This is a genomic window from Novosphingobium sp. FG137 (assembly GCF_057809735.1).
In genome coordinates this window covers 373,184-396,312 of record NZ_JBMDKN010000005.1, presented here as the reverse complement: position 1 = coordinate 396,312, position 23,129 = coordinate 373,184, and the positions used below count along the sequence as shown (strand labels likewise).

Genomic DNA, 23,129 nt, shown 5'->3' with positions numbered 1-23,129 from the left:
GATGAAAGGAGGGCTCGCGGCAACGCGGGCCCTTTTTTCTTGCCTTGGCGCGGGCGGCAGGGAACCATGAGCGGGCATGTGAAGCGGGGAGAGACGACGATGCGGCTGAGGCTGACCAGAAGCGTGGCCATGGCGGGATTGCTCGCCTCATCGGGCGCGGCGCTGGCCTGTGCCGATGTGGGCTGCGATCCCACGTGGTCGCTGTTTGGCGGGGCGCAGGCCTGCCACAACCGGGTCGTGATCGCGCCGGGGAATGACAGCCGCGTCAACCTGCTGGCCATGCTGCGCGATTCGGCCGGGCTGGGCCTGACCGGCGCGGTGACGGGCGGCGGCGACTATCCCAAGCCGGAATACGACGAGGAAGGCTTCGGCCACATGTTCCTTGATTGGGGCATGTTGACGCGGACATGGGTGCCTGCGCTCGATCCGCAGGCCGAACCGCCGGCGAACGTCATCGATGGTCCTTGTCCAGCGTTCCGCGCCGCATCGCCCGAATTCAACGAGGCGCTTGCGGCGAACCGGGCCTTGCCGGGAAGCGACCGAACCGCGCTGAGCACGGCGAGAACGCAGCTGGTTGCACGCTGCGCCGACTCCTCGCTGCCGGCCGTGCTGCCCGGCGTTGCGGTCAGCAGTGCGCCGGGCAAGGCCTTCCTCGGCTATCTGGCAGCTTCAGACGCATTCCATGCGACGCGCTACAGCGAAGCGGCCAGCGGCTATGCGGCGCTTGTCGGTGCGCCGGATCCGTGGGTGGCCGAGACCGCGCGCTACATGGTCGCCCGCGCATGGCTGGGCGAGGCACTGCTGCACAGCATGGGCGAGTACGGTTATTTCGAAGGCCTGAAGGCGGTCGACAAAGCGGCCGCGCAGCGCGGGCGAGCAGCGCTGGCGGACTATCTCAAGGCCTATCCCAAGGGCCGCTATGCCGCCTCTGCACGCGGGCTGGAGCGGCGCGCGATGTGGCTGTCCGGCGATTTTGCCGCGCTGGGCCAGCGCTATGAAAGCGTTCTGGCCGAGGCGCCGAAGGAGGGCGAGCCGCTGGTCGACCTGATCAACGAGGTGGACGGCAAGTACCTCTCCAACAGCGACAACCCCAATCCGCTGGGCGGTGGGTTGCTGCTGCTGGCGGCAGCGGACCTGAAGGCCATGCGCGTTGCCGATCCGGATGATCGCTATTCGTCGGGCGCGGAAACGCCGCTTGGGGCTGACGCGCTGGCCAGCCAGCAGGCGAGCTTCCTGCGCGCACCGCAGCTTTATGGCTTCCTGCAGGCCAACCACGCGTACTACGTCGCCAAGGACTATGCGCGCGTGCTCCAGCTCATTCCGGATGATGCGAAGCGGCCCTCCTATACGCCGCTTGCCTTCAGCCGGCAGGTGCTGCGCGGGCAGGCGCTGGCGGCGAAGGGTGACCCGAACGAGGCCGGTTTCTGGCTGGAACTGCTCGGCGGGGCGAAAGCATTGTGGCAGCGGCCCACGGTCGAGCTGGGCCTGGCGATGAACTGGGAGCGCCACGGCAAGCTCGCGCAGGTCTTTGCTCCGGGGTCGCCGATCACCGACCGCATGGTGCGCGAGATCCTGCTGATGCATTCGGCAGGGCCGGGGCTGCTGCGCCGGGTGGCGCTCGATGTCGAGCGCGGGCAGACCGAGCGCGACGCGGCGCTGTTCACGCTGCTCTACAAGCAGCTGAGCCGGGGGGACTATGCCGGTTTTCGGACCAACCAGCCGCTGGCGCGCGGTGATGCCCCGACGGACGGGCTGTGGGGCTTTGCGCCCGGTTCGGCCACGCCACTGGGGCTGTTTGCGAAGGGCCGCACCGCGCAGGCCGGCTTCGCCTGTCCCGCCCTGCAGGGGACTGTCGCCGCGCTGGCCGCCAATCCGCAGGACGTGCACGCGCGGCTGTGTCTGGGCGAGTTCTGGCGGCTGAATGGCTTCGACGGTTTCAGCCTGCTCGATACGCCGCCTTCGCGCGGCGCGCTGGGCGGGGCGGCGAACGAATATCCCGGCAAGCCGCTGGCGCGCGGCGCGATTTACGCCGCAGTGATCGCCGATCCGCGCAGCGCGCCGGATGATCGCGCCTACGCGCTTTACCGCGCGGTCAATTGCTACAGCCCCTCGGGCTACAACAGCTGCGGCGGGGAGGATGTGCCGATCGCGCAGCGCAAGGGCTGGTACGACCGGCTGAAGCGCGAGTTCCCGAAGAGCTCGTGGGCGCAGAAGCTGAAGTACTATTGGTGAGACTTGGCGGGGCGGCGCTGCTTGCGGCGCTGGTACTGGGGGCCTGTCAGCGTGCTGAGGCACCGCAGCCGGTTGATCCAGCCCGCCACGATCAGTTTTTCCTCTGGGCCGGGGTGCCGCCGCCACCGGCAGTGGCCAATGCGCGGGAACTCTACATCCTCGGCGGCGAGATCCGGCGCGGCGGCGCGGCGGGGCTTGTCGGCATGCGTGCGGGCGTGCCGCACGTGCGACGCGCGAAGGTCTGGCTGACGGTGCGGGCCGCGCGGCTCGATTGGAATGCGCCCGTCTGGGATGCGGTGCGCGCGATGCTGGAACGCTGGCGGGCGGCGGGAAACCGGCTGGAAGGGCTGCAGATCGATTTTGATGCGGCGACACCGGGGCTGGGCCACTACCGCGCGTTCCTTGAGCAGGTGCGCCGCGAATTGCCGCCGGGCACCCGGCTTTCGATCACTGGCCTGCTCGACTGGAGCGCGAACGGCGATCCGGCGGAACTGGCGCGCCTGGCGGGTCTGGTCGATGAAGTGGTGATCCAGACCTACCAAGGCCGCACGACGATCCCCGGCTATGCCGCGTGGTTCCGCCGGATCGACACGCTGCCGCTGCGCCACAAGATCGCGCTGGTGGAGGGCGGCGAGTGGACGCCTCCCGCAGCGCTGGCGCGCGATCGGCGCTTTGCCGGCTATGTCATCTTCCTGCTCAAGCCGCCTTTGCCTGCGGATCCGGGCTCTCGCCGGCCGTGAAGATGCGGTTGCGGCCTGATTGCTTGGCGAGATAGAGCGCTTCGTCCGCAGCCTTCAGCGCGGCGCTCTTGTCCGGATAGGCGAAGGCGTCGGCGATCCCGCCCGAGAAGGTGATCTTGCCGAACGGTGTATCGTTGGCGCGGTTGACGAGGCGCCGGTCGGCGATTTCCTCCCTCGCGGAATCGAGCTTTTTCCACGCCTTCTCGACCGTGTGATTGCGCCAGATGACGGCAAATTCCTCACCGCCATGGCGCGCAACAAAGCAGCGCGCATCGGCAATGCGGTTGAGCGTTTCGCCAACGAGCTTGAGCACGCGGTCGCCGGCGGGATGGCCGTGCGTATCATTCACGCGTTTGAAATGGTCGATATCGACAAACGCGACGCACAGCGATTCCCCGGCATCGCGCGCATCGCGCATCTCGCGTTCGAGCATGTGATCGAAGGCACGGCGATTGGGGAGGCCGGTGAGGTGATCCATATCGGCGACGCGCCGTGTCTCTTCGAGCGAGGTCTGCAGCACTTGGCCGCGGCGTTCGCTGCAGGCGAGCTCGCTTTCCATGGCGATGCTGCGCTCCATCATCGCGCGGGTCAGCGCGGCGAGTTCGGTGATGACGACCCCGGCGCGGCCGACGCCTTCGAGCTCATCGACATGTTGCCGAAGCGCGCTGCTGTATTCGCTCGTGGCATTGCGGGCGCCACTGGTGGTCTTGCTGAATTCGTCGAGGCTGTCTTCCAGGCGTCCCATCAGCACCGCCAGCGCTTCGCCGTTCTTGTCGTGCGTTGATTCGCTGCGCTGATCCTCGATCCAGCCAAGCGTGATCGGCAGACCTTTCTCGGTGCGTTCGAGGATCTGCTGAGCAAGGCGCGGCGCGCCGCCCGTGACGCATTCGTAAGCGACTGTCAGCGTGCTCGGCAGGACTTCGAGATCATGATCGATCAGGAAATCGGCGATCTTGCTGATCATGCGACGCTTGGCCGGTAGCCACACTTCGCGCGCTGTCATCTCGCGCGTGCCGGAGGCGGGCGCCGCGTCGGTACCCGGCTCCTTGGCATCATCGGCCACGCTGCCGCTGAACCACTGCCACCAGCGCGACTTGCGCGCGTTTGCGCCTGATGTCTCTCTGCTCATGCCATCGAGAACGGCACAACCGACGCGAGGTTAACCACGCGAAGAAGCGAAATGTGGCGGCAATCCGTGGTTTTTGGACCAGAACGGACTTAAGTGACAGCCTTTCTCAGCGCACTCTGGGTCCGCCGAAGGGCATCGGCGGCGGCGGACGGCGATGGCCGCGCGGCAGCTGTGCCTGATAGGCGCGGCCGCAATGCTCAACACAGTAAGGGAAGCCGGGATTTACCTTGTCGCCGCAGAAGTGGAAATCGGGCTCGCCCGGGTGGCCCATCGGCCAGCGGCAGATGCGGTCGTTGAGATCGAGCAGGCCGGTCTTGTCGGCCACTTCCTGGCTGGGCCGTGCGGGCACGAGGCGGCGGGGCGGGGCGGGGGGGATCGGCGCTTGCTGATCGCCGGGGCCCTGACGGAGGAAGCCGCCCGGGCCGACCGAGACAATGCGCGGCTGCGGCGGGGCCGGCGGTGCGTCAGCCGCAGCGGTGGGAGCAGGCGCGGCGGGCGGGGGTGCAGCCTCGACCGGTGCGACGGGGGCACGCGGTGCGGGCGGCGGGCTGGCCGGCGCGGCGGGAGCCGGACGCGGCGCTGCGACGCGCGGTTCGGCAGGCGCGGCAGGTTCTGGTGCCGGGCGCGGCGCCTTGGCGGGCGCTGCCTCGCTCTTCTCGTTGGGCTTGACCGGGGAAGGGCGCGCCTTGAGGCCAAGCCGGTGCGCCTTGCCAATCACCGCGTTGCGGCTGACTCCGCCCAGTTCTTCGGCGATCTGGCTGGCAGTCGCACCGCCCTCCCACATCTTGGTCAGCTTCTCGATCCGCTCGTCCGTCCAGCTCATGCCGTCTCAAATCCTTCAAAACCCGTCCTGCCGGCGCATCTTGCCGCAGGATCCGCCTTCATGCGCGGGCAAACCCGGTAGGGCCCGCGTTGCAATGCCTTGCCTTGACCCAGCATGCGCGATACCGCACCGGGCATGGCCGATCAACCGATGCCCCTGACCGGGGCCGCTTTTCCAACAGAACAACCCAGCCGAGCGGGGGATTTCCCGCCGCCGGGCGAAGTGCGTTTCCGCAGCTTCAATCGCTTGGGGCTGTGGACCCTCTATATGAAGGAGGTGCGCCGGTTCTTCAAGGTGCAGACCCAGACGATCTGGGCACCAGCGGTGACGACGCTGCTCTATCTGATGATCTTCACCCTCGCCCTGGGCGGCGGTGGCCGTATTGTACTGGGTGTGCCCTTCGCCACGTTCGTTGCGCCCGGCCTCATCGCGATGGGCATGATCAACAACTCCTTCGCCAATTCGAGCTTCGGCCTGCTAGTGGGCAAGATCCAGGGCACGATCATCGACTACCTGATGCCGCCCATTTCGAATGCAGAGCTGATTCTCGCGTTGGTGGCGGCCGCCGTCACGCGTGCGATCCTCGTGGGCTTTGCCGTTGCGGGCGCAATGCTGTTCTGGCCGGGCGTGGACCTTACCGTTCATCACCCCTGGGCGGTGATCTGGTTTGGCCTGATGGGATCGATTCTTCTCGGCCTGATCGGCGTGCTGACTTCGCTCTGGGCGGAAAAGTTCGATCACAATGCGGCGATCACCAATTTCGTGATCACGCCGATGTCGATGCTTTCGGGCACGTTCTACGTGATCAGCAACCTTTCGCCGACGTTCCAGACGATCAGCCGCTTCAACCCGATCTTCTACGTGATCTCGGGCTTCCGCTTCGGCTTTCTGGGGCAGAGCGACATCGGCACAACCAATGAAGCCGTGCTGCACGGCGCGATCGGGCTCGGCGTGCTCAATCTGGTGCTGTGGATCGCGATCTATTACATCTTCCAGTCGGGCTGGAAGCTGAAGGCCTGAGCCTCGCGGGGACTGGCGGCAAACTCTGCCGCCGTCTCCCCGGCCTTAGTGCGAGAGACCCCGGCGCAGGCGGTAGCGCCCTTCGCGAAAGGCATCGAACATTTCGTGCACCGAGGGGTGGTCCACCGGGCCGCCTTCCGCATCCGACATCAGGTTCTGCTGGCTGACGTAGGCGACGTAGCTGTTCTCGTCGTTCTCTGCGAGCAGGTGATAGAACGGCTGTTCGCGCGGGGGGCGGATTTCGGCGGGAATCGATTCGTACCATTCCTCGCTGTTCGCGAAGACCGGGTCGATATCGAAGATGACCCCGCGGAAATCGAACAGCTTGTGGCGGACGACATCGCCAATGGCGAACCGCGCTCGTGAAACATGAGGAGCCGTGATCTCACGGCCAGCCTGGGGCGAAAAGAAAATCGCTCTATCCATGAATGCGAATATAGGGCGCTGCGGAACGGAAACAAGCGAGCCATGGTGCAAGGCCGTGGATTGTAGGGCAGGTGTAACATGTTTCCCCTTGGCAAGCGCCGGGCCATGCGCTAACGGCGCGCTTCCTCGACCGGGACGGCTTCGGCCGGCTCAACGACACTTCGCGGAGAGGTGGCAGAGTGGTCGAATGCACCGCACTCGAAATGCGGCATACGGGCAACCGTATCCAGGGTTCGAATCCCTGCCTCTCCGCCAAGTGCCTCTGGTCTTCCCAAAATCAGTTGCCTGACCAGCCCTGAGGCGCAGCGGGGCTTCGGGCCCCGCCGCGCGCGCTTCGGGTTCAGATGAACAGGAAGTCGGACATGATCGCGGGCGTGATTGTGCCCATGCCGAGGTCTGCAATCTGGTAGACAGCCTTGTCGAGGCCGGTGCCCGCCGTCGTCGAGGCGTCGCTCGTGTAATAGAGGATGTTGCTCCCGGCGCTGTTGGCCGCGATGATGAACATCCCGTGCGGGGTGACCGAGTTTTCGTTGTTGATATAGCTGCGGACTTGCGCGGTGTTGTCGAGCGTGGCGTTCGTGAGGAAAAGGTCCGCCAAACTCAGGTTATCTGCAACCGAAACCGTATCAACTACAAGGTAATCGAACACGCCGTTGACCAGGAAGGCGTTGCTGCCAAACACCAGCTTATCCTGCCCCCGGGTGAAGTCGGTGATCCGGTCACCGCCCTCCTGCCTCGCGTTCCACACGAACATGTCCTGGCCGAAGCCTCCGGTGAGTTGGTCGGTACCGAAGCCGCCGACGATCCGGTCGAAGCCGGAACCGCCCTTGAGAACATCGAACCCGTTGCCACCGGTCATATCAATCGATCTGCCGGAGGTGACCGCAGAACCGTCGATCGTATCGCTGGTATTGTTGCCGATCACGGTGATGGTGAAACCGGACAGATTGTTGAAGTTGTAGTCGCGCAGCGTAACGCTGTTCACTCCATCGAGCAGGACGATGCGTTCCACGCCCATCGTGTTTTCCAGAGCGGTTGATTGCACCCCGCCGCTGCCCTGAAGCTGCAGCGTGTCGATGCCTCCACCGGCGTTGATGATATCCGCCGACGTCAGGTCGGACGCGAAGAAAGTAAATACATCCGCGCCCGCGCCGCCAAAAAGCATGTCTTGCCCGCCGCCAGCGGTGATGGCGAGCGCGGAATTTGGGTTCAGCGCCGAGTTGACGATGAGATCGCTGCTATTGCTTCCCGTTACCGTGATTACACCGCCGGACACGCCGAGGAAATTGTTGTCGGACAGGGCGATGGAATTGCCACCCGAATTGAGAACGATGTTCTCCACGCCGCTCATTCCGATCAGCGCGGCCGACAGGAGCGCGCCGGCTGTTGATAGATTCAGGGTGTCAGTGCCTCCGTTGCCGAGGATCTGGTCATCTCCTGCAAGGTCTGCCACACGGAAGGTGAAGCTGTCTGCCCCCGCGCCGCCCTGAAGGGCATCGATCCCCGCACCGGTGTTGAATGTGACGACATTCCCCGCCGTCAGCGCCGAGGCATCGACGACCGTGTTGCCGTCCGTGCCGATGATCTCGACATTATCGGTGCCGCTCCAGTCCTTGAACGTGATGTTCGAGAAACTGAGCGCGGCTGCGCCGACCTGCACGAGCAGTTTTTCGGTGGAGTTGGCAAAGCCGCTGTTGCCGCTGACGGTTTTCAGGGCCTGCACCTGCGTGCCGGTCAGGGTTGCGGTCAGGCCAGAGCCGATCAGGTTGCCGGAATCGTCCGTCGCGGCGAGGGTCAGGGCTTCGACATTGCTGATGGTCGTCGCGGTCAGATCGATAGAGCCGCGCAGGGCGATCGTGTCGACATCGCCTTGTCCGTCGATGCTGTCGCCGGTTGCCTCCGCCGTGCTCCGGTATTCGAACCGGTCATTGCCGGCACCGCCCGTCAGCGTATCATTGCCGCTGTCGCCGGTGATCAGGTCTTCGCCAGCCCCTCCGTTGACAGCATCGTTGCCGTCGCCGCCAGACAAGGTGTCAGCACCGTCATCGCCATTGATGGTGTCGTTGTCGCCTTCGCCCCACAAGCTGTCATTCTCGGTGCCGCCATTGATGAGGTCGCTGCCGCCCCGGCCATAGATGATATCAGCGCCGCCCAGGCCGGAGATCACATCCTTACCGGTGCTGCCGATGATGGTGTCGTCACCCGGATCGAGCCCGATGATATTCAGATTATCGTTGCCGCTCCAGTTCTGGAAGTTGATCGACGAGAAGTCGACCAGCGCATCACTCACGGTAACCGTCAGCGTCTCGGTTGTGTTGGCGAATGCTGGGTTGCCGGAGATGGTAGAGATAAGTCCGTAGTAAATCTGATAATCCGCGACGGTGGCGCTCAAATCTGCGTTGACAGGGGTAACCGACGTGCCAGTAAAGGTTCCTGCGGCGAGCGCCAGCTCGAAAACCTCGAAGTATGCGCCGCGTAGATCCGTTTCGCCCAGCAGCTGGATCTTGCCCGAGTAGAATGCGTCCCCATCGGCCTCGGCCGTGTTGCGGACCAGATAGCGCGCGGAACCATCGCTTTGGAGATAGTCGCCGCCAAGGCCGCCGAGAATGGTTGCGCCAGCGCTCCCGACGATAACATCATACCCGCTTCCGCCGATTAGGTAACTGGAGACATCCGTGCGTCCGGTAATATCTACTCCAGTGGTGGTGGCTGAAGCATCTACATTTTCAAAATTCGTAACCAAGTTTAAAAAGGGTGCGTTCTCAGGGGTGTTATCATAGTATTCATAAATAATTTGATTAAGTTCCCATTGATATGAATTACTACCATCTTCAGGATGGTAGACATAACTATACTGGCCATCAAGATTAACAGGCCGGCCGACTTGGTCCTGCAGCACCAGCGTATCGTTGCCCTCGCCACCATCGAGCCTGATGCCTGTGGCAGCGGGATCATAGGCCAGCCGATCATCGCCCCCGCCGCCGTTGATCACCGCGCCGTTCCGATAATATCCGCTTAGCGTGTCGTTGTCCGCAGTGCCCGTGAAACCGGAGATCTCGCGGCTGGTCGTTACTGCCGTATCGCCCCCGGTGCTGACGACAACGATCTTGTCCGCGGCGTCGCGGTTGCTCAGTTCTAAGCGCGATAGGTCGGTGGTGGAACCATTCGAAAGCTGGACCGTGAAGGTCTGGGTGAACCCGTCTGCAGCGGCAGCGCCGATGGAAGAGAGGCGCGATGCGTTTGCGCCGCTTATTGTCATCGCCAGATTGCCGACCCCTGTGTAGGTCAGATTTTCGACATTCCTGATTGAATTGCCAAGCAGGCTCGTCGTCCGGTCGAAGCGGAGAACGTCCGCTCCCGCGCCGCCATCCACGATGTCCGCATCGGTCAGGTTCGTCCCGGTGAAGATGAATACATCTGCCCCTGCGCCGCCTTTCAGCAGGTCGTTGCCGCCGCCCGCGGTAATCGTGACCCCATTCGCCGCGCCCAGCCGCGAGGCATCGACCGTGTCGTTGCCGGCGCCGCCAGTCACCGAAATGACGCGGCCTGCCACGCCGGTGAAGTTTCCGTCGACCAGCGTCACACCGTTGCCGCGCGCAGACAGCGTGACGTTCTCGACCCCGGTCATCTGAGTCAGCCCATTGGCCACCGTGCTGCCGCGTGTTTGCAGGATCAGGGTATCATCGCCGCCCCCGCCGCTGATCGTGTCGCCGGTGAGATTGATCGCGTCGAACACGAAGAAATCGTTCCCCGCGCCGCCAAGCAGCGTGTCCTGTCCCGCCCCCGCGTAGAAGGCCAGCGAGTTGTTACCGGTCACCGCCGAGCCGTCGATCGTATCGTTGCCGCTGGCGCCAAAGATATCGATCGCGCTGCCTTCGGTGTCGGTGAAGTTGCTGTTGGTCAGCGCAATGCTGTTGGTGCCGAAGGTGAGGGCAATCGTTTCCACCCCCGTCATGCCCGCGATGGCAGCTGCGGTGATGGTGCCGGCCGTGGTGATTTCCAGCCGGTCCACTTCTGCGCCGCCAGAGATAGTGTCGCCGCTCAGGTCGGTCGCAGCGAAGCGGAAGACATCTGCGCCTGCCCCGCCTTTCAGGACATCGATGCCGGCGCCGGCAATGAAGAGCACGCTGGAGGTGGTGCTCGTCAGACCGGAGGCGTCGATAGTATCGGCACCGGAATTGCCTTGCACGGTGATCTGCGAGCTGGCGAGGCCGGTGAGGTTGGAGTCGAGCAGTTTCAGGCTGTTGGTGCCGGTTGCGAGGTTGATCCGCTCCACGCCGCTCACGCCGGACAAAGCGGTTGCGCCCAGCACGCCTGCTGAGGTCATCTCCAAGGTATCCGAACCAGCCCCGCCGACAACCGTGTCGCCCGCAAGCTCTGCTGCATCAAAGCGGAACACGTCCGCCCCCGCGCCGCCCCGCAGCACATCGAGGCCGGAGCCTGCCACGAAGATCGCCGCGTTCGTGCCGGTGAGGCCCGAACCGTCAAGGGTGTCCGCGCCGCTGGTGCCGATGACGTTGATCCGCGCGCCGCCGAGGCCCGCCAGATTGCCGTTCACCAAAGTCAGGCCATTGGTGCCCGCTGTCAGCGTGATGGTCTCCACGCCGCTCACGCCGGACATCGCCGCCGTACCCAGCACGCCCGCCGTACTTATCGCCAGCACATCGGTGCCGGTCCCGCCGATAACCGTGTCGCCGTCGAGCTCGCCTGCGGCGAAGCGGAACGTGTCGGCGCCGGCGCCGCCCTGCAACACATCGAGGCCCGTGCCCGCGCGGATGTCGAGCGCGTTCGAGCCGGTCAGGCCCGAGCCGTCGATCGTGTCTGCGCCGCTCGCGCCAAAGATCGTGATCGTGTTGCCCGAAACGTCGGTCAAGTTGCTGTTGAGCACTGTCAGGCGGTTGGTGCCTGCTGTCAGCGAGATGGTCTCCACGCCGCTCACGCCAGACAGCGCGGTGTTGCTCAGCACGCCGGCCGTGCTGATCTGCAAGGTGTCCGAACCTGCCCCGCCGGCAACCGTATCGCCCGCAAGGTCCGTCGCCGCGAGTCGGAACGTGTCGGCGCCCGCGCCGCCGCGCAGCACATCAAGGCCCGCGCCGGAATTGAACAGCACGCTGGCGCTGCTGTCGGTCACACCAGAGGCGTCGATGGTATCGGCGCCGGAGTTGCCTTGCACGGTGATCCTGCTGCCTGCCACGCCGGTCAAGTTGCTGTTGAGCAGCGTAAGGCTGTTGGTTCCGGCGGCAAGCGTGATTGTCTCCACCCCGCTCACGCCGGACAGCGCGGCGGCGCCGAGCAGGCCGGCTGTACTGATCTCCAAGGTGTCCGAGCCTGCACCGCCGACAACCGTATCGCCCGCAATATCCGCCGCCGCAAAGCGGAACACATCTGCGCCTGCGCCGCCCCGCAGCACATCGAGGCCCGAGCCTGCCACGAAGATCGCAGCGTTGGTGCCGGTCAGGCCTGAACCGTCAAGGGTGTCCGCGCCGCTGGTGCCGATGACGTTGATCCGCGCGCCGCCGAGGCCGGTCAGATTGCCGTTCACCAATGTCACGCCATTGGTGCCTGCGGTCAGCGAGATGGTCTCCACGCCGCTCACCCCAGACAGCGCGGTCGCACCCAACACGCCCGCCGTGCTGATCACCAGCACGTCTGCGCCGGCCCCGCCGATGACCGTATCCCCCGCAAGGTCTGCTGCCGCAAAGCGGAACGTGTCCGCCCCTGAGCCGCCTTTCAGCACATCAAGGCCCGCGCCGGACCGGATATCGACTGCATTGGCGCCGGTCAGGCCCGAGGCATCGATCGTGTCGGCCCCGCTTGCACCGAACACCGTGATTCGCGCGCCCGTGACGCCGGTCAGGTTATTGTTCAGGAAGGTCAGGCTGTTGGCGCCGGCTGCGAGCTGCACCGTTGCAATGCCCGTCATCCCAGCCAGCGCGTCGATTGGCAGCAAACCTGCCGTCGTCAGCTGCAACAGATCGGCGCCGCCGCCACCGGTCAACGTATCCAGCGCAGTGAGATCAGCCGCCGCGAACAGAAACGTATCCGCCGCCGCGCTGCCGATGAACGTGTTGTTGGTAGCCGCTTGGCCGGTAAATGTCGCCATGAATGCTTATACCCCGTCATAATACTGCAACATCGGCTGGATGACCGAAATTCATGGCTGCAGATGAGGGAATCTCCTTAGGCGGTCAACGTGCTTCTGGCTGAATAGCTGCAATACGTTCGGAATGGACTAAAAAGTCGAGGTCATAAGGTCCATGATTTCCGTTTAAAGAAAATGTTTATAAACCTTTATTGAAATGTCATCAAAACTAAAGTTAGCATAATTTCATTCAGGAAATATTTCAGCGAAGGTGGTGGTAGGCAACGCATCAACAAAGTGTTCGCGATAATAGATAGAAAAATTTCCTGAATATTCGAATAAATGGTCGAAATATTAACCGATATTGGAGATAATAATAACCCAATTTCTCTACATTACTCCGATTGATACCTGGCTGGCGGGCGCTGGCTGGTCTGGAGATCGGGCTCGCGGGATCTGCAATGGGCAGCGCGCAGTCATCGGCCCATGGCTGCAAACGGATTCCGCTTGAAAGAAATGGTCGTTCAGGCTGGGCCTTTGAATGCAACATGCGCCGCGCCCTCGCCTTGCGATAGGGTTGCTGGTCATAAGCATATGAGCAGCGCTTGCTTTATCGCGGACAGTCGGCTTCCTAGACAGCGGGAGGGGGCTGCCGATCACCGGCTTTGCGGACTGTTTGCGGTCCCTGAACCAGCTTGCGTTTGTCGCTCATGCCGGAATGATCATGCACCAGTTTCCACGTCCGCGTGCGCGCCGGTTGAGGCCGACTGTCCGGGATACCTGGCTGGTGGCGGCTGCGGCGGCGGTGTTCGGGGATGCTCAGCCGGTTATTGCCCAGCGCGTGGACGACAATGCCGCGACAAGTGCGGGGGATGCTTTTGGCCAGGCGATCGGCAATGAACGCGTGGGGCTTTACACAGTCGACGATGTGCGCGGGTTCAACCCGGTCGATGCCGGGAACACGCGGATCGACGGGCTCTACTTTGCACCGGTCGACCGACCGCCGAACCGGCTGATCCGAGGCAGCAAGGTGCGCGTGGGCATTTCGGCGCAGGGCTATCCGTTCCCCGCGCCGACCGGGATCGTCGACTATGATCTTTCCGTCAGTGCGCAGGCCGATCAGGTGACGCTGGGCTTCGAGCGCGCGCAGTTCGGCTCGCGCGTGCTCAACCTTGATGTGCTGCAGCCGTTGGCCGAGGGACTCAAGGTCTATCTCGGTGGCACGATCCGGCGGCAGAACCGCCACGAGGGCGGCAATTTCAAGTCTTACATCGCCTCGGGCGGGCTTTCCTGGGAGCCTTATGCCGGTGCGCGCGTGGCGGCTTTCTATGGGCGTACGCGGACCTATGACGACGAGGCCGCGCCTTCGATCTTCCCCGGCGGAGACTATCTGCCACCGCAGATCCAGCGCCGCGCGATGATCGGGCAGAGCTGGAGCAAGCGCGACAATACCCAGGAACTGATGGGCGCGCTGGCCCGGTTGCCCTTCGGCAAATGGACGTTTGAGGCCGGCCTGTTCCGCGCCGAGCGGCGGTTTGATGCCAACTTCACCGATCTGTTTGCGGGCATGCGGCCCGATGGCACGACGCCGAACCGGATCATGGTGGCGGACGCCAACAATCTCGACCGGACACTTTCGGGCGAGGCGCGGCTGACGCGCACATTCGGGACGTCTTCACTGGCGCACCGCCTGATCGTGAGCTTTCGCGGGCGCACCGGAAACCGGCGCTTCGGCGGGGTCCAGCGGATCGCGCTGGGCGAGAGCAGCCTCAATATCGCCGACGAGCGACCACGCCCCGTTTTCGCGTTCGGGCCGGATGATACGGACGCGTTCGGGCAGGCCACGCTCGGGCTGGGCTATACGCTGACCGCGCCGGGCCGCTTCCTCTTCGATATCGGGATATCGGGCTCGCGCTATCGCAAGACCCTGACATTCGTCTCGGCGGGGCTGGTCACCTCGGTGCGCGACCGGCCGGTGACGGGCAGCGTGACCGGATCGCTCAATCTCACGCCCACGCTGGCGATCTACGGCGGGCATGTGCGCGGCTTCGAGGAAGTGGCGGTGGCGCCCGCCAATGCCGCAAACCGCGGCGCGGTGCCGCCGGCGATCCGCACACAGCAGACAGACCTGGGGCTGCGCTATGCGGTGACCCCCGCGCTCAGCCTCGTGGCGGGCGTATTCACGATCACCAAGCCCTATTACAACCTCGACGAGCAGTCCAATTACCGCGAGCTGGGCTCCTCCTCCAACCGGGGCGTCGAAATGTCGCTGACGGGCAGCGTGCGGCCGGGGCTTACACTGGTGCTTGGCAACGTCCTGCTGGATTCGCGCATCAGCGGCGAACTGGTCGATAGTGGCAGGATCGGCTTGCGCCCGATTGGCAGCATCCGCCGGCGCAGCATCGCCACCATCGACTGGCGGCTGGGCGGCGGGAAGATACCGCTGTCGCTCGATCTCGCTGCTGAGAGCTTTTCCGCGCGCATCGGCAATATCGGCAACGGGCTTTCTGCACCGCCGCGCGAAACCATCGATCTGGGGCTGCGCTATCGGTTCAGCGTGGCCAAGGCGAAGGGCCTGCTGCGGCTGCAGGTCGCGAATGTGCTCGACGACTACGGTTGGCAGGTCGCTGCAAACGGGGCGTTCCAGTATTCGACCGGGCGGCGCTTCCTTGCCGAACTGCGGTTCGATCTCTGACGGATCACAGCGGCACCGGCGCGGGCTTGACCTCCAACTGGGGCGCGAAGATGAGGTGGCAGGCGACGCAGCGGTCGTTGATCGCCTCGCCGGCCTTGAACAGTGCGCTGACATCCTTGCGCTCGGCGGCATCGGCGCTGGCGCTGGCGGCGGCTTCGAGATCGGACGCAAGCTTTGTCCACCGGGGATCGCCCGGATCATAGGGCGGTGCCTTCAGGACCTGCGCGAGCTGGCGCAGGGTGAGCGCGTCACTCTCCGCGTCCTCCCACGCTTCGGCGGAGCGCGGCTCGCCCGAGCGGGTGCCACCAGCGTCAGTCTCGGTCTCGGTCCAGGCCCAGAGCTGCACCGCATTGCGCTGCATGACATGGCCCATCAGTTCGGGCAGCGGGAGCGGCGCGCCAGCCGGCTCGGCAGCGCGCAGCACCGAAGTGCCAAGCGCGAGCAGGGCGGCGGCGCAAAGGATGAAGCGTGGCATGGGAAACCCCCTAGGACTACCGGCAACACCATAGGCTCTGGCCCGCCGTGTCCCTGCCAACGATTCCTCATATGCATATGAGCAAGCGCGATATTCCGGTACGGCTTGTTCCGCCGGGACATAAGCATTGCATTTTTTGACTTGAGCTTTGTACCAATCTCTACTAAATCAATAGACACAGATGCTACCCTGCGCAGGATGCTTCTCCACCGCGAGTGAGGGGCTTCCAGTGAGGGTCGGGGCATGAATTTCCAGCAACTGCGCTATGTGCGCGCAGCGGTTCAGAACGATCTCAATCTGACCAAGGTAGCGGGCGAATTGTTCACCTCGCAATCGGGGGTGAGCAAGCAGATCCGCGAGCTGGAGCAGGAACTGAGGGTCGATATCTTCGTGCGGCGCGGCAAGCGGCTGGTGGGTCTGACACCGGCCGGCGAAAGCGCGGCCAAGGTGATCGAGCGGCTGCTGCAGGAAGCAGACAATCTCAAGCGGCTTTCGGCGCAGTTTGCCGAGGCTGACAAGGGCCGCCTGATCATCGCGGCGACGCACAATCAGGCCAACTACGTGCTGCCCAGGCTGCTGCTGCGCTTCGGCGCGCAGTTTCCCGACGTGGAGGTGGAACTGCTGCAGGGGACGCCGAGCTTCGTGGCCGAAGCGCTGCTGCGCGGCGAGGCGGATATCGGCGTGGCGACTGAGGCGGTGGACGGCTATCCCCAGCTTGAGACCCATCCCTGCTTCACCTGGCAGCATGTCGCCATCGCACCCAAGGGCCATCCGCTGCTGGAACTGGAGGCGCCGACACTGGCCGATCTCGCGCGCTATCCGATCATCACCTACAGCGCCGAATTTTCCGGCGGATCGCAAGTGCAGCAGGTGTTCGAGCGGGCAGGGCTGGAGCCCTATCTGCGGCTGCGCGCGATGGATGCGGATGTGATCAAGACTTACGTCCGGCTGGGCGCGGGGATCGGCATCATCGCGCAGATGGCGATCGAGAACGGGCAGCTTGAAAACCTGGCGGTGGTTCCGGCCACGGCGGGCTTTTTCGGTACGAGCAGCACCAAGATCGCGCTGCGCAAGGGCAGTCTCCTGCGCAACTACGCCTATCAGTTCATCGCGATGCTTGCCCCGCATCTCGATCCGCACGTGCTGAGCGGCCGCAAGCGGGCACCAGCCGGGGCAGCGGTTCCGGCAATCGCGTGCTTTGCCGAGCGCTCCGATCTGCTGTTCGGGGAGGGCGGTCCGGCCGAGCTAAACAAGGCGGGCGCGTTTGCCGCCGCCGGGCGTTGAAGGCTGGAGGAGTTTCCTTGATGTCCATTCTCGATCGCCGGCAGTTCGTTGCCGGAGCAGGTCTTTCGCTGGTGGGTGCAGCCGAGCTGGCAGGTGCCGCGACAGTCCGGCTGCCCTTCGCCAACGGGACGCGCCCGCTGGTGCGCGCGCCGCAGAAGCGCCCGATGCTGCTGCTAACGGCGCGTCCGCCGCAGTTGGAGACGCCTTTTGCCGTGTTCAATGAAGGTCCGCTGACACCTAATGACGCGTTCTTCGTGCGCTATCACCTCTCTGGTCTGCCCGATGCGATTGATCCGGCAAGCTTCCGCCTTGCCATCGGCGGGCATGTCGAAAAGCCGCTCGACCTTTCGCTCGCCAGCCTGAAGCGCGACTTTCCTGTGACCGAGTTGGTCGCGGTGAACCAGTGTTCGGGCAACAGCCGGGGCTTTTTCGAGCCGCGCGTAGGCGGCGGGCAACTGGGCAACGGCGCAATGGGCAATGCCCGCTGGCGCGGGGTGCCGCTGCGGACCTTGCTTGACCGTGCCGGGGTGCGCGCCGGGGCGCGGCAGGTGACGTTCAACGGGCTCGATGTGCCGCCTGCGGATGGCGTGCCCGATTTCGTCAAGGCCCTCGATATCGATCACGCGCGCGATGGCGAAGTCATGGTCGCCTGGGCGATGAACGGTGCCGATCTCCCGTTCCTCAATGGCTATCCCCTGCGGCTCGTGGTGCCGGGATACTACGGCACCTACTGGGTCAAGCACCTCAGCGAGATCATGGTCGTCGACGCTGAGTTCGGAGGCTACTGGATGAAGACCGCCTACCGCGTGCCGGACAACGCGTGCGCCTGCGTAGCGCCCGGTACGAAGCCAGACAGGACGCGGCCGATCAGCCGGATCAATGTGCGCTCGTTCATCACCAGCCATGCTGACGGTGCGCGGGTGCCCGCGGGGCGCGCAGCCGAACTGCGCGGCATCGCCTTCAGCGGCGGGGCGGGCGTGGCGCGGGTTCTGGTTTCGCCAGACGGAGGCGCAAGCTGGAGCGAGGCGCGGCTGGGCGAAGACCTTGGCCGGTTTTCCTTCCGCGAATGGCGGCTGGGGCCGCGGCTGGCAGCGGGCAGCCATGCCATCAAGGTGCGCGCCTTCACCACGGACGGCGAGACGCAGCCGTTGGAGCCGCACTGGCAACCTGCGGGCTATATGCGCAACGTGGTCGAAACCCTGAAGCTGGAGGCGCTGTGATGCGCGCGTTCCCCCTTGCCATGCTAGCGCTCGCGGCCTCGCTGGTCATAGCGGCGCGGCCGGTGCGCCATGCCCCGCTGCCCGAGCAGGTCCCCGCCGAGCTTGCCAGGAGCGGCGATGAAGTGGTGGTGCGCAATTGCTCTGCCTGCCATTCACTGGAGTACATCGTGACCCAGCCGCGCGGCAAAGGGGCGCAGTTCTGGCGCGACTCCGTTACCAAGATGATCACTGTCTACAAGGCTCCGGTCGACCCTGCTGAGGCCGACGCGGTTGCGGCAGCGCTGGCAGCCAGGTTCGGCTGAGCGCTGCCGGAGCCCGTTAGCGGCTGATAACGGCCTCTTCGGACGGCACGCCGACCGCGCCGCCGCCGAAGGGGCCGTTGTTCTCTGCGCAGATCCGCTCGGCATGTTCATAGCGCAGCGGCCTCCCCGGCTGGTTGACCGGCTTCACATCGAAGTGCCAGCCATCGGGCGTGTCCGCCGCAGTAAACCGCCGCGCTGGGATCGTCGCTGTCCAGGGCCGGGTGTAAACCGTGGGATCGGTGAACGTGGCGATATAGTTGAAGCGCTGGCCCGCCGGTTCGAACACGAAGCGTTCGGCGACCTTCGCGTTCTCGCTCATGAAATCGCCGTAACGGCCAAACAGCGCCTTGCCGTTGTTGTTGGTGACATCGACGACGAGCGTGTTGCCTTCCCAGTGCCCGCGCGAATCCCCGTTCCACAGCTTGATCTGCGGCGGCAGGTGCGGCGATCCATCCAGCTTGATGACGCGGGTGCCGGAATCGAACAGGAACACGACGTATCCTGGGTACTGGCGCACTTCATAGCCGTGCCACATGAACGACTTTGGCACCCCTGCCGGGGCGCAGCGGGCCAGCGGCTCGATGTAGCGGGGCTTCACCGGATTGGGGAAGTTCTTCGCGAAATCCTCCTGCAGCGCGCGGGCAGCGGGCAGGTAGGGGATCTGGCCATCCGCGGGATCGCTAACGCGGCTGGGCGCACGCTGATCGCGCGGGAGCTTCGCCGCCGCCGAGGGTTCGCCCGGAGGGCCGGCCTGCGGATCGGTGAAGTTGCTGTGGTTCGAAATGGTGTTTGACCAGAAGCCGCCGACATCGGGCTGGCCATCGGGCAGGCGCGCTCCCGTCCAGTCGCCCGAGGCAATCACCGGCACAGTCTTTTCCCAGCGCGCGGCGGCGTTTGCAGGAGTCGGTGCGGTCTGCGCCCGCGCAGTCGGCGCAATCGCCATCAGCCCGAGCGCGGCGGTGCAAAGCAGCAGGCGCTTCATCACTTGCCCTCCTTGTGCGGATAGAACGGCGCGTAATCGAAGGTGTAGCAATAGTCCTCGATCAGCTGGAATCCCTTGTCGCGGCGGCGGTGGAGCAGGACGTTGATCGTCCACGGTTTCGTATAGACCTTGGGGTCCTCCAGCGTGGCGCGGTAGTCGATCGTGTTGGCATCGATCAGCGTCCAGCGCTCGATCACATGCAGTTCCTCGCTGTGATAGTTCCCGGCGCGGTCGAGCCAGGTTTCCTCGTTGAAATCGGTCACATCGACGACCAGCGTATCGCCTTCCCAGCGTCCCCGGCTGTCGCCCAGCCATAGCTCCTGATGCTGCTCTTCGGGATGGAGCGAGCCATCGGTGCGGATCGTGCGGACCTGATTGCCGAACTGGTGGACCAGCGTGAGATCGGCCGGGCGTTGGAAGATCTGGAAGGGCGCCTGATAATAGATCCCGCGCGGCACGCCGAGCACGAAGCATTTCAGGCGCGGGTCGTCCTTGCCGCGCGCTTCGAAATTGCGCTGGCGCTGCGCGAGGGCTTCGGGGCGATAGGGGATCGTGCCGCTATCGACCACGCCGGGCCCCGGCGGTGCATCGCGCCGCCCGGCATGGGGTTCCAGATCATACTCGGCCTCGCCCAGCACCTGCCAGATGCCGGAGAGGTCGGGCTTGCCCTCGGCTGTGCGCGGGATCGGGGCGGGCGCGGTGACCGGCGCCGGCCCGGTCTCTGCCGGGCTCGGCACCGGCCAGGCGAGCGCGGCCAGGAGGAGCGCCGCGCCAAGCGGTTTCAGGGTGTTGCTCGCCATCGGATCAGCTCACCGGCGGCGGCGGAGCATCGGGCGCGCTGCCTGTCTGCACCTTGCGTCCGCCGGGGAGCACGATGGTGGTAGCATAGCCGAAGGGGCCGCCGTTCTTCGCCTTGTAGCCCGCGAGGCGGATCGGCACTCCGGCGTGAACATCATCGCGGCTCACGTTGCTGGCGCGCAGCGAACTCGGCGTGCCAAATTCGAAGCCCCAGTTGGTGACCGAGCCATCCTTGTTGCGCACATCGATGTAGATCCAGCTGTGCGGATTGACGAAGCGGACCTTGGTGACGACCCCGTTCAGGACGAGCGGCTTGGCGCTGTCGAACTCCGCTGCAAAGGCATGATGGGCAGAACTGGCAGTTGGCAGCGCCACGGCACCAGCCATGGCGGCCGCGATTAGCAGAGACTTGGTCTTGAACATTCGGGCCTCCCTCAGAACTTCGTGCGCAGCAGCAGACCGATGTAGCGGCGGGGCCCGATCCCGTCGTAGCCAACCGGTGCATTGTTGCTGAAATCGTTGACGCTGGTGGTGTACCTCGTGTCGAACACGTTCTTGCCGACAACGCTGAGCTCGGTCTTGTGGCCGGCCACATTGGTGATGATGCCGATGCCCGCGTCGGTCAGGTGATAGGCCTTCTGGAACCCGTAGGGCGAAAGCAGCTGCTCCAGATTGTGGCTGGTGCGGTAGGTGTCGATCCCGAAGGCGTGGAATGAAATGCCCGAATGCCCGATCTCGCGCTCGAAATCGACGCCGGTGATCACGGTCCACAGCGGCGCGCCAACGATCTGCTTGCCGGTGTTGTTGCAGGTGGGGGTTGCCGCCGTGGTCACCACGTTGCGCGGGCAGGTTGCGGTCGACCAGTCGGTGTACTTGGCATCGTTGTAGCCGACCGCGAGGTTGAGTGTGAGACCCTCGACCGGTCGCACGGAAGCCTCGAATTCCACGCCCCGCGCGCGCAGGCCCGGAATGTTGCCGAGCACCGAGCTGAACCCGATCGGTGAGATCGGATCGGGAATGCTGGTGGTTGCCTGATAGTCGCGCACCTTGGTGTAGTAGAGGTTCACGCTGAACGAGAGCGCGTGATCGAGCAGATCCCCCTTGAGGCCGAGCTCGAAGTCGGTGGTCTTCTCGGCGTTGACGTTGCGCTGGTTGCCGTTGTTGTCGAAGGCGACGGCACCCGATTTCCCGCCGCCGCTGGCCGAGGCATAGAGCAGCAGATCAGGCCCGAGCTTGTAGCTGGGGTTGATCAGCCAGGCGACCGAGTCCTGATGGATCGGATCGCCGAGGACATCGGTGTAGTTCACGCCGAGCTGACCGGCGCGGATCGCATCGGCGGTGGCATTGCCGGTCGAAACCAGCGCGCTGCCATCCACGAAGGTGGCCGCCTTGGTGGTGATGCTGCGCTTCTGTTCGCGGGTATAGCGCAGGCCGCCGGTAATCGTCAGGCCCGGAAGCGGCTTCCAGTCGGCCTGCGCAAAGGCGGCCTGGCTGTTGGAAACCGGGTTCTGATAGGTGATCGAGCGGACGTCCTTCAGGGACTGTTGCAAGAGGGCAAGGCCGGCCGGGGAATTGAGCGTCCGGTACTGGGCGTTGGTGGCATAGAATGCACCGGCGTCGGCGCCATAGAGCGTGCGGCTCGTGGTCTCGGTATCGATCTTGTAGAAATAGAGACCGGTCTGGAAGGTGATCTGCGGGCCCAGATTGCCGGACAGGCGCAGTTCTTCCGAGAGCTGCCGGGTATCGACCAGCGTACCGCCGCGGTTGATCGCAAAGCGTGTTTGCTCGCTATCGTTGTTTGCATCAAAGTGGAAATCGCGCAGCGCCGAGATCGACTTGATCTCGAACGGCCCCGCATCCCACGTCGCGACCAGCGAAACGCCCTGGTTGCGCGTAATCAGCGGCAGTGCCTGATCGACGTCGATCGTATCGAGCGAGCCGATGATCGGCTTGTACCCGCCGAAATAGCCGCGCGCGAGGCGGGTGGTATAGGTCGTGGTGCGCACCGAGCCATCGTCCAGCGTGGCGGGATCGATGATGAAGGGCTTGGTGTTGCTGTTCTCGTTGGTTTCGGCGAGATCGGCATTGAGGCGCAGCGAGAAGCGGTCGCTCGGCTTGAAGAGCACCTGCACGCGGCCGCCCCAGCGCTTGCGTTCATGCCAGCGCCCGCCGAGCGCGGGGTTGACGTTGAGGATGTCACCGTCCTGCTTGTCGAAGAAGAATGAGGCGCGGTAGGCGAGGACATCGCCGACCAGCGGGCCGGAGTACGACCCGCGCGCCTTGAACGCGCGGCGGGTGAAGCCGGTCTCGAGATCGAACGAGCCTTCAGGCGTGAAGGAGGGCGCCTTGCTGGTGTACTTGATCACGCCGAGCGAGGTGTTCTTGCCAAGCAGCGTGCCCTGCGGGCCGCGCAGGATTTCCACCTGCTGGAGATCGGTGAAGTCCTGATAGGTCATGCCGACATGGCCGAGGAACACGTCGTCGACGATCACGCCGACGGCGGCTTCCATGTTGTCGTTGCCGCTGGTCTTGCCGATGCCGCGCAGCGAAACACCCGTGCGGCGCGCGTTGGGAGTCGTTGCTGTGAGGCCCGGCGCGCGCTGGGTGAGGTCGGCCAGCGTGAAGGCGCGCTGCTGGGCGATGGTCTCGCCGCCGAGCACCGAGATCGGGATCGGCACGTCGTTGAGGTTCTCCGCGCGGTTGCGCGCGGTGACCACGATGGGTTCGCCCGCTTCGGCGGCAGCATCGGGGACGGCTGCGTCGGTTGCGGCGGCGTCAGGGGCAGGGGCTGGTGCAGGGGCTGGCGCAACCTGAGCATAGGCGGCGGGCGCTGCGGATAGCAGCAAAAGTGCGAGCGCCGAGCGCACGGGCGGAGTGACGAACGTCATGATACAGGTCCTGTTCTGCAAAAGGGGTGCGCA

16 protein-coding genes and 1 tRNA gene are annotated in these 23,129 nt (G+C 64.7%); 8 read left to right on the top strand and 9 right to left on the bottom strand.

Annotated features, from left to right (window positions below):
• Positions 1 to 66: 66 nt before the first annotated feature.
• Positions 67 to 2,232, top strand: a complete 2,166-nt coding sequence (locus ACODS2_RS16410) for a PA5441 family protein (protein WP_488999795.1) — start codon at positions 67 to 69, stop codon at positions 2,230 to 2,232.
• Positions 2,229 to 2,972 (top strand): DUF3142 domain-containing protein, encoded by a 744-nt coding sequence (locus ACODS2_RS16405; protein ID WP_488999794.1) that lies wholly within the window; start codon positions 2,229 to 2,231, stop codon positions 2,970 to 2,972. The genes ACODS2_RS16410 and ACODS2_RS16405 overlap by 4 nt, the downstream gene beginning before the upstream one ends.
• On the opposite strand, the gene ACODS2_RS16400 is transcribed toward ACODS2_RS16405, so the two are convergent.
• Together ACODS2_RS16400 and ACODS2_RS16395 are read right to left on the bottom strand one after the other, a co-directional pair.
• Positions 2,929 to 4,101: a GGDEF domain-containing protein gene (locus tag ACODS2_RS16400; RefSeq protein WP_488999793.1), complete on the bottom strand. Its 1,173-nt coding sequence runs from the start codon at positions 4,099 to 4,101 to the stop codon at positions 2,929 to 2,931. The genes ACODS2_RS16405 and ACODS2_RS16400 overlap by 44 nt on opposite strands.
• 106 nt (positions 4,102 to 4,207) lie before the next feature.
• A complete protein-coding gene (locus ACODS2_RS16395) occupies positions 4,208 to 4,924 on the bottom strand; it encodes a GcrA family cell cycle regulator (protein ID WP_488999792.1) in 717 nt (238 codons plus the stop codon).
• A 135-nt stretch (positions 4,925 to 5,059) separates the two neighbouring features.
• Between ACODS2_RS16395 and ACODS2_RS16390 the strand changes: the two genes are divergently transcribed.
• Entirely contained in the window at positions 5,060 to 5,944 is an 885-nt protein-coding gene (locus ACODS2_RS16390; protein ID WP_421839843.1) for an ABC transporter permease, read from the top strand.
• Positions 5,945 to 5,989: 45 nt separating this feature from the next.
• Here the strand turns inward: ACODS2_RS16390 and hspQ are convergent, their stop codons facing one another.
• A complete protein-coding gene (gene hspQ / locus ACODS2_RS16385; RefSeq protein WP_298174208.1) occupies positions 5,990 to 6,370 on the bottom strand; it encodes a heat shock protein HspQ in 381 nt (126 codons plus the stop codon).
• Positions 6,371 to 6,535: 165 nt separating this feature from the next.
• Here hspQ and ACODS2_RS16380 point away from each other — a divergent pair.
• Positions 6,536 to 6,625: transfer RNA gene (locus ACODS2_RS16380), tRNA-Ser, on the top strand.
• 85 nt (positions 6,626 to 6,710) lie between these two features.
• On the opposite strand, the gene ACODS2_RS16375 is transcribed toward ACODS2_RS16380, so the two are convergent.
• Positions 6,711 to 12,473 carry a beta strand repeat-containing protein gene (locus tag ACODS2_RS16375; protein WP_488999791.1) on the bottom strand — a complete coding sequence of 1,921 codons (5,763 nt, stop codon included), beginning with the start codon at positions 12,471 to 12,473 and terminating at the stop codon, positions 6,711 to 6,713.
• A gap of 703 nt (positions 12,474 to 13,176) precedes the next feature.
• Here ACODS2_RS16375 and ACODS2_RS16370 point away from each other — a divergent pair.
• Positions 13,177 to 15,147 carry a TonB-dependent receptor gene (locus ACODS2_RS16370; protein ID WP_488999790.1) on the top strand — a complete coding sequence of 657 codons (1,971 nt, stop codon included), beginning with the start codon at positions 13,177 to 13,179 and terminating at the stop codon, positions 15,145 to 15,147.
• Positions 15,148 to 15,151: 4 nt separating this feature from the next.
• Here the strand turns inward: ACODS2_RS16370 and ACODS2_RS16365 are convergent, their stop codons facing one another.
• On the bottom strand, positions 15,152 to 15,622 hold the full coding sequence (locus ACODS2_RS16365) for a hypothetical protein (RefSeq protein WP_488999789.1): 471 nt from the start codon (positions 15,620 to 15,622) through the stop codon (positions 15,152 to 15,154).
• 243 nt (positions 15,623 to 15,865) lie between these two features.
• Between ACODS2_RS16365 and ACODS2_RS16360 the strand changes: the two genes are divergently transcribed.
• From ACODS2_RS16360 to ACODS2_RS16350, 3 genes are read left to right on the top strand one after another with little or no spacing between them, the layout of a single operon-like run.
• Positions 15,866 to 16,906 (top strand): LysR substrate-binding domain-containing protein, encoded by a 1,041-nt coding sequence (locus ACODS2_RS16360; protein ID WP_488999788.1) that lies wholly within the window; start codon positions 15,866 to 15,868, stop codon positions 16,904 to 16,906.
• A 20-nt stretch (positions 16,907 to 16,926) separates the two neighbouring features.
• Positions 16,927 to 18,126 carry a SorA family sulfite dehydrogenase catalytic subunit gene (gene sorA / locus ACODS2_RS16355; protein WP_488999787.1) on the top strand — a complete coding sequence of 400 codons (1,200 nt, stop codon included), beginning with the start codon at positions 16,927 to 16,929 and terminating at the stop codon, positions 18,124 to 18,126.
• A complete protein-coding gene (locus ACODS2_RS16350) occupies positions 18,126 to 18,428 on the top strand; it encodes a cytochrome C (RefSeq protein WP_488999786.1) in 303 nt (100 codons plus the stop codon). Before sorA ends, ACODS2_RS16350 begins: the two co-directional genes overlap by 1 nt.
• Before the next feature lie 16 nt (positions 18,429 to 18,444).
• On the opposite strand, the gene ACODS2_RS16345 is transcribed toward ACODS2_RS16350, so the two are convergent.
• The 4 genes from ACODS2_RS16345 to ACODS2_RS16330 are packed head-to-tail and all read right to left on the bottom strand — an operon-like array spanning position 18,445 to position 23,096.
• Entirely contained in the window at positions 18,445 to 19,410 is a 966-nt protein-coding gene (locus ACODS2_RS16345) for a hypothetical protein (RefSeq protein WP_488999785.1), read from the bottom strand.
• Complete coding sequence (locus ACODS2_RS16340; protein WP_488999784.1) at positions 19,410 to 20,210, bottom strand: hypothetical protein; 801 nt, start codon at positions 20,208 to 20,210, stop codon at positions 19,410 to 19,412. Before ACODS2_RS16340 ends, ACODS2_RS16345 begins: the two co-directional genes overlap by 1 nt.
• Before the next feature lie 4 nt (positions 20,211 to 20,214).
• Positions 20,215 to 20,631 (bottom strand): DUF6152 family protein, encoded by a 417-nt coding sequence (locus tag ACODS2_RS16335; RefSeq protein WP_488999783.1) that lies wholly within the window; start codon positions 20,629 to 20,631, stop codon positions 20,215 to 20,217.
• A gap of 11 nt (positions 20,632 to 20,642) precedes the next feature.
• Entirely contained in the window at positions 20,643 to 23,096 is a 2,454-nt protein-coding gene (locus ACODS2_RS16330) for a TonB-dependent receptor (protein WP_488999782.1), read from the bottom strand.
• Positions 23,097 to 23,129: the final 33 nt, after the last annotated feature.

What these genes read in the sequence shown, in the direction of transcription:
- ACODS2_RS16365 (WP_488999789.1), bottom strand. Translation starts at nt 15,622, where the DNA reads ATGCCACGCTTCATCCTTTGCGCCGCCGCCCTGCTCGCGCTTGGCACT.
- ACODS2_RS16340 (WP_488999784.1), bottom strand. Translation starts at nt 20,210, where the DNA reads ATGGCGAGCAACACCCTGAAACCGCTTGGCGCGGCGCTCCTCCTGGCC.
- ACODS2_RS16345 (WP_488999785.1), bottom strand. Translation starts at nt 19,410, where the DNA reads ATGAAGCGCCTGCTGCTTTGCACCGCCGCGCTCGGGCTGATGGCGATT.
- ACODS2_RS16350 (WP_488999786.1), top strand. Translation starts at nt 18,126, where the DNA reads ATGCGCGCGTTCCCCCTTGCCATGCTAGCGCTCGCGGCCTCGCTGGTC.
- ACODS2_RS16370 (WP_488999790.1), top strand. Translation starts at nt 13,177, where the DNA reads ATGCACCAGTTTCCACGTCCGCGTGCGCGCCGGTTGAGGCCGACTGTC.
- ACODS2_RS16395 (WP_488999792.1), bottom strand. Translation starts at nt 4,924, where the DNA reads ATGAGCTGGACGGACGAGCGGATCGAGAAGCTGACCAAGATGTGGGAG.
- hspQ (WP_298174208.1), bottom strand. Translation starts at nt 6,370, where the DNA reads ATGGATAGAGCGATTTTCTTTTCGCCCCAGGCTGGCCGTGAGATCACG.
- ACODS2_RS16330 (WP_488999782.1), bottom strand. Translation starts at nt 23,096, where the DNA reads ATGACGTTCGTCACTCCGCCCGTGCGCTCGGCGCTCGCACTTTTGCTG.
- ACODS2_RS16360 (WP_488999788.1), top strand. Translation starts at nt 15,866, where the DNA reads ATGAATTTCCAGCAACTGCGCTATGTGCGCGCAGCGGTTCAGAACGAT.
- ACODS2_RS16375 (WP_488999791.1), bottom strand. Translation starts at nt 12,473, where the DNA reads ATGGCGACATTTACCGGCCAAGCGGCTACCAACAACACGTTCATCGGC.
- ACODS2_RS16335 (WP_488999783.1), bottom strand. Translation starts at nt 20,631, where the DNA reads ATGTTCAAGACCAAGTCTCTGCTAATCGCGGCCGCCATGGCTGGTGCC.
- ACODS2_RS16410 (WP_488999795.1), top strand. Translation starts at nt 67, where the DNA reads ATGAGCGGGCATGTGAAGCGGGGAGAGACGACGATGCGGCTGAGGCTG.
- ACODS2_RS16400 (WP_488999793.1), bottom strand. Translation starts at nt 4,101, where the DNA reads ATGAGCAGAGAGACATCAGGCGCAAACGCGCGCAAGTCGCGCTGGTGG.
- ACODS2_RS16390 (WP_421839843.1), top strand. Translation starts at nt 5,060, where the DNA reads ATGGCCGATCAACCGATGCCCCTGACCGGGGCCGCTTTTCCAACAGAA.
- sorA (WP_488999787.1), top strand. Translation starts at nt 16,927, where the DNA reads ATGTCCATTCTCGATCGCCGGCAGTTCGTTGCCGGAGCAGGTCTTTCG.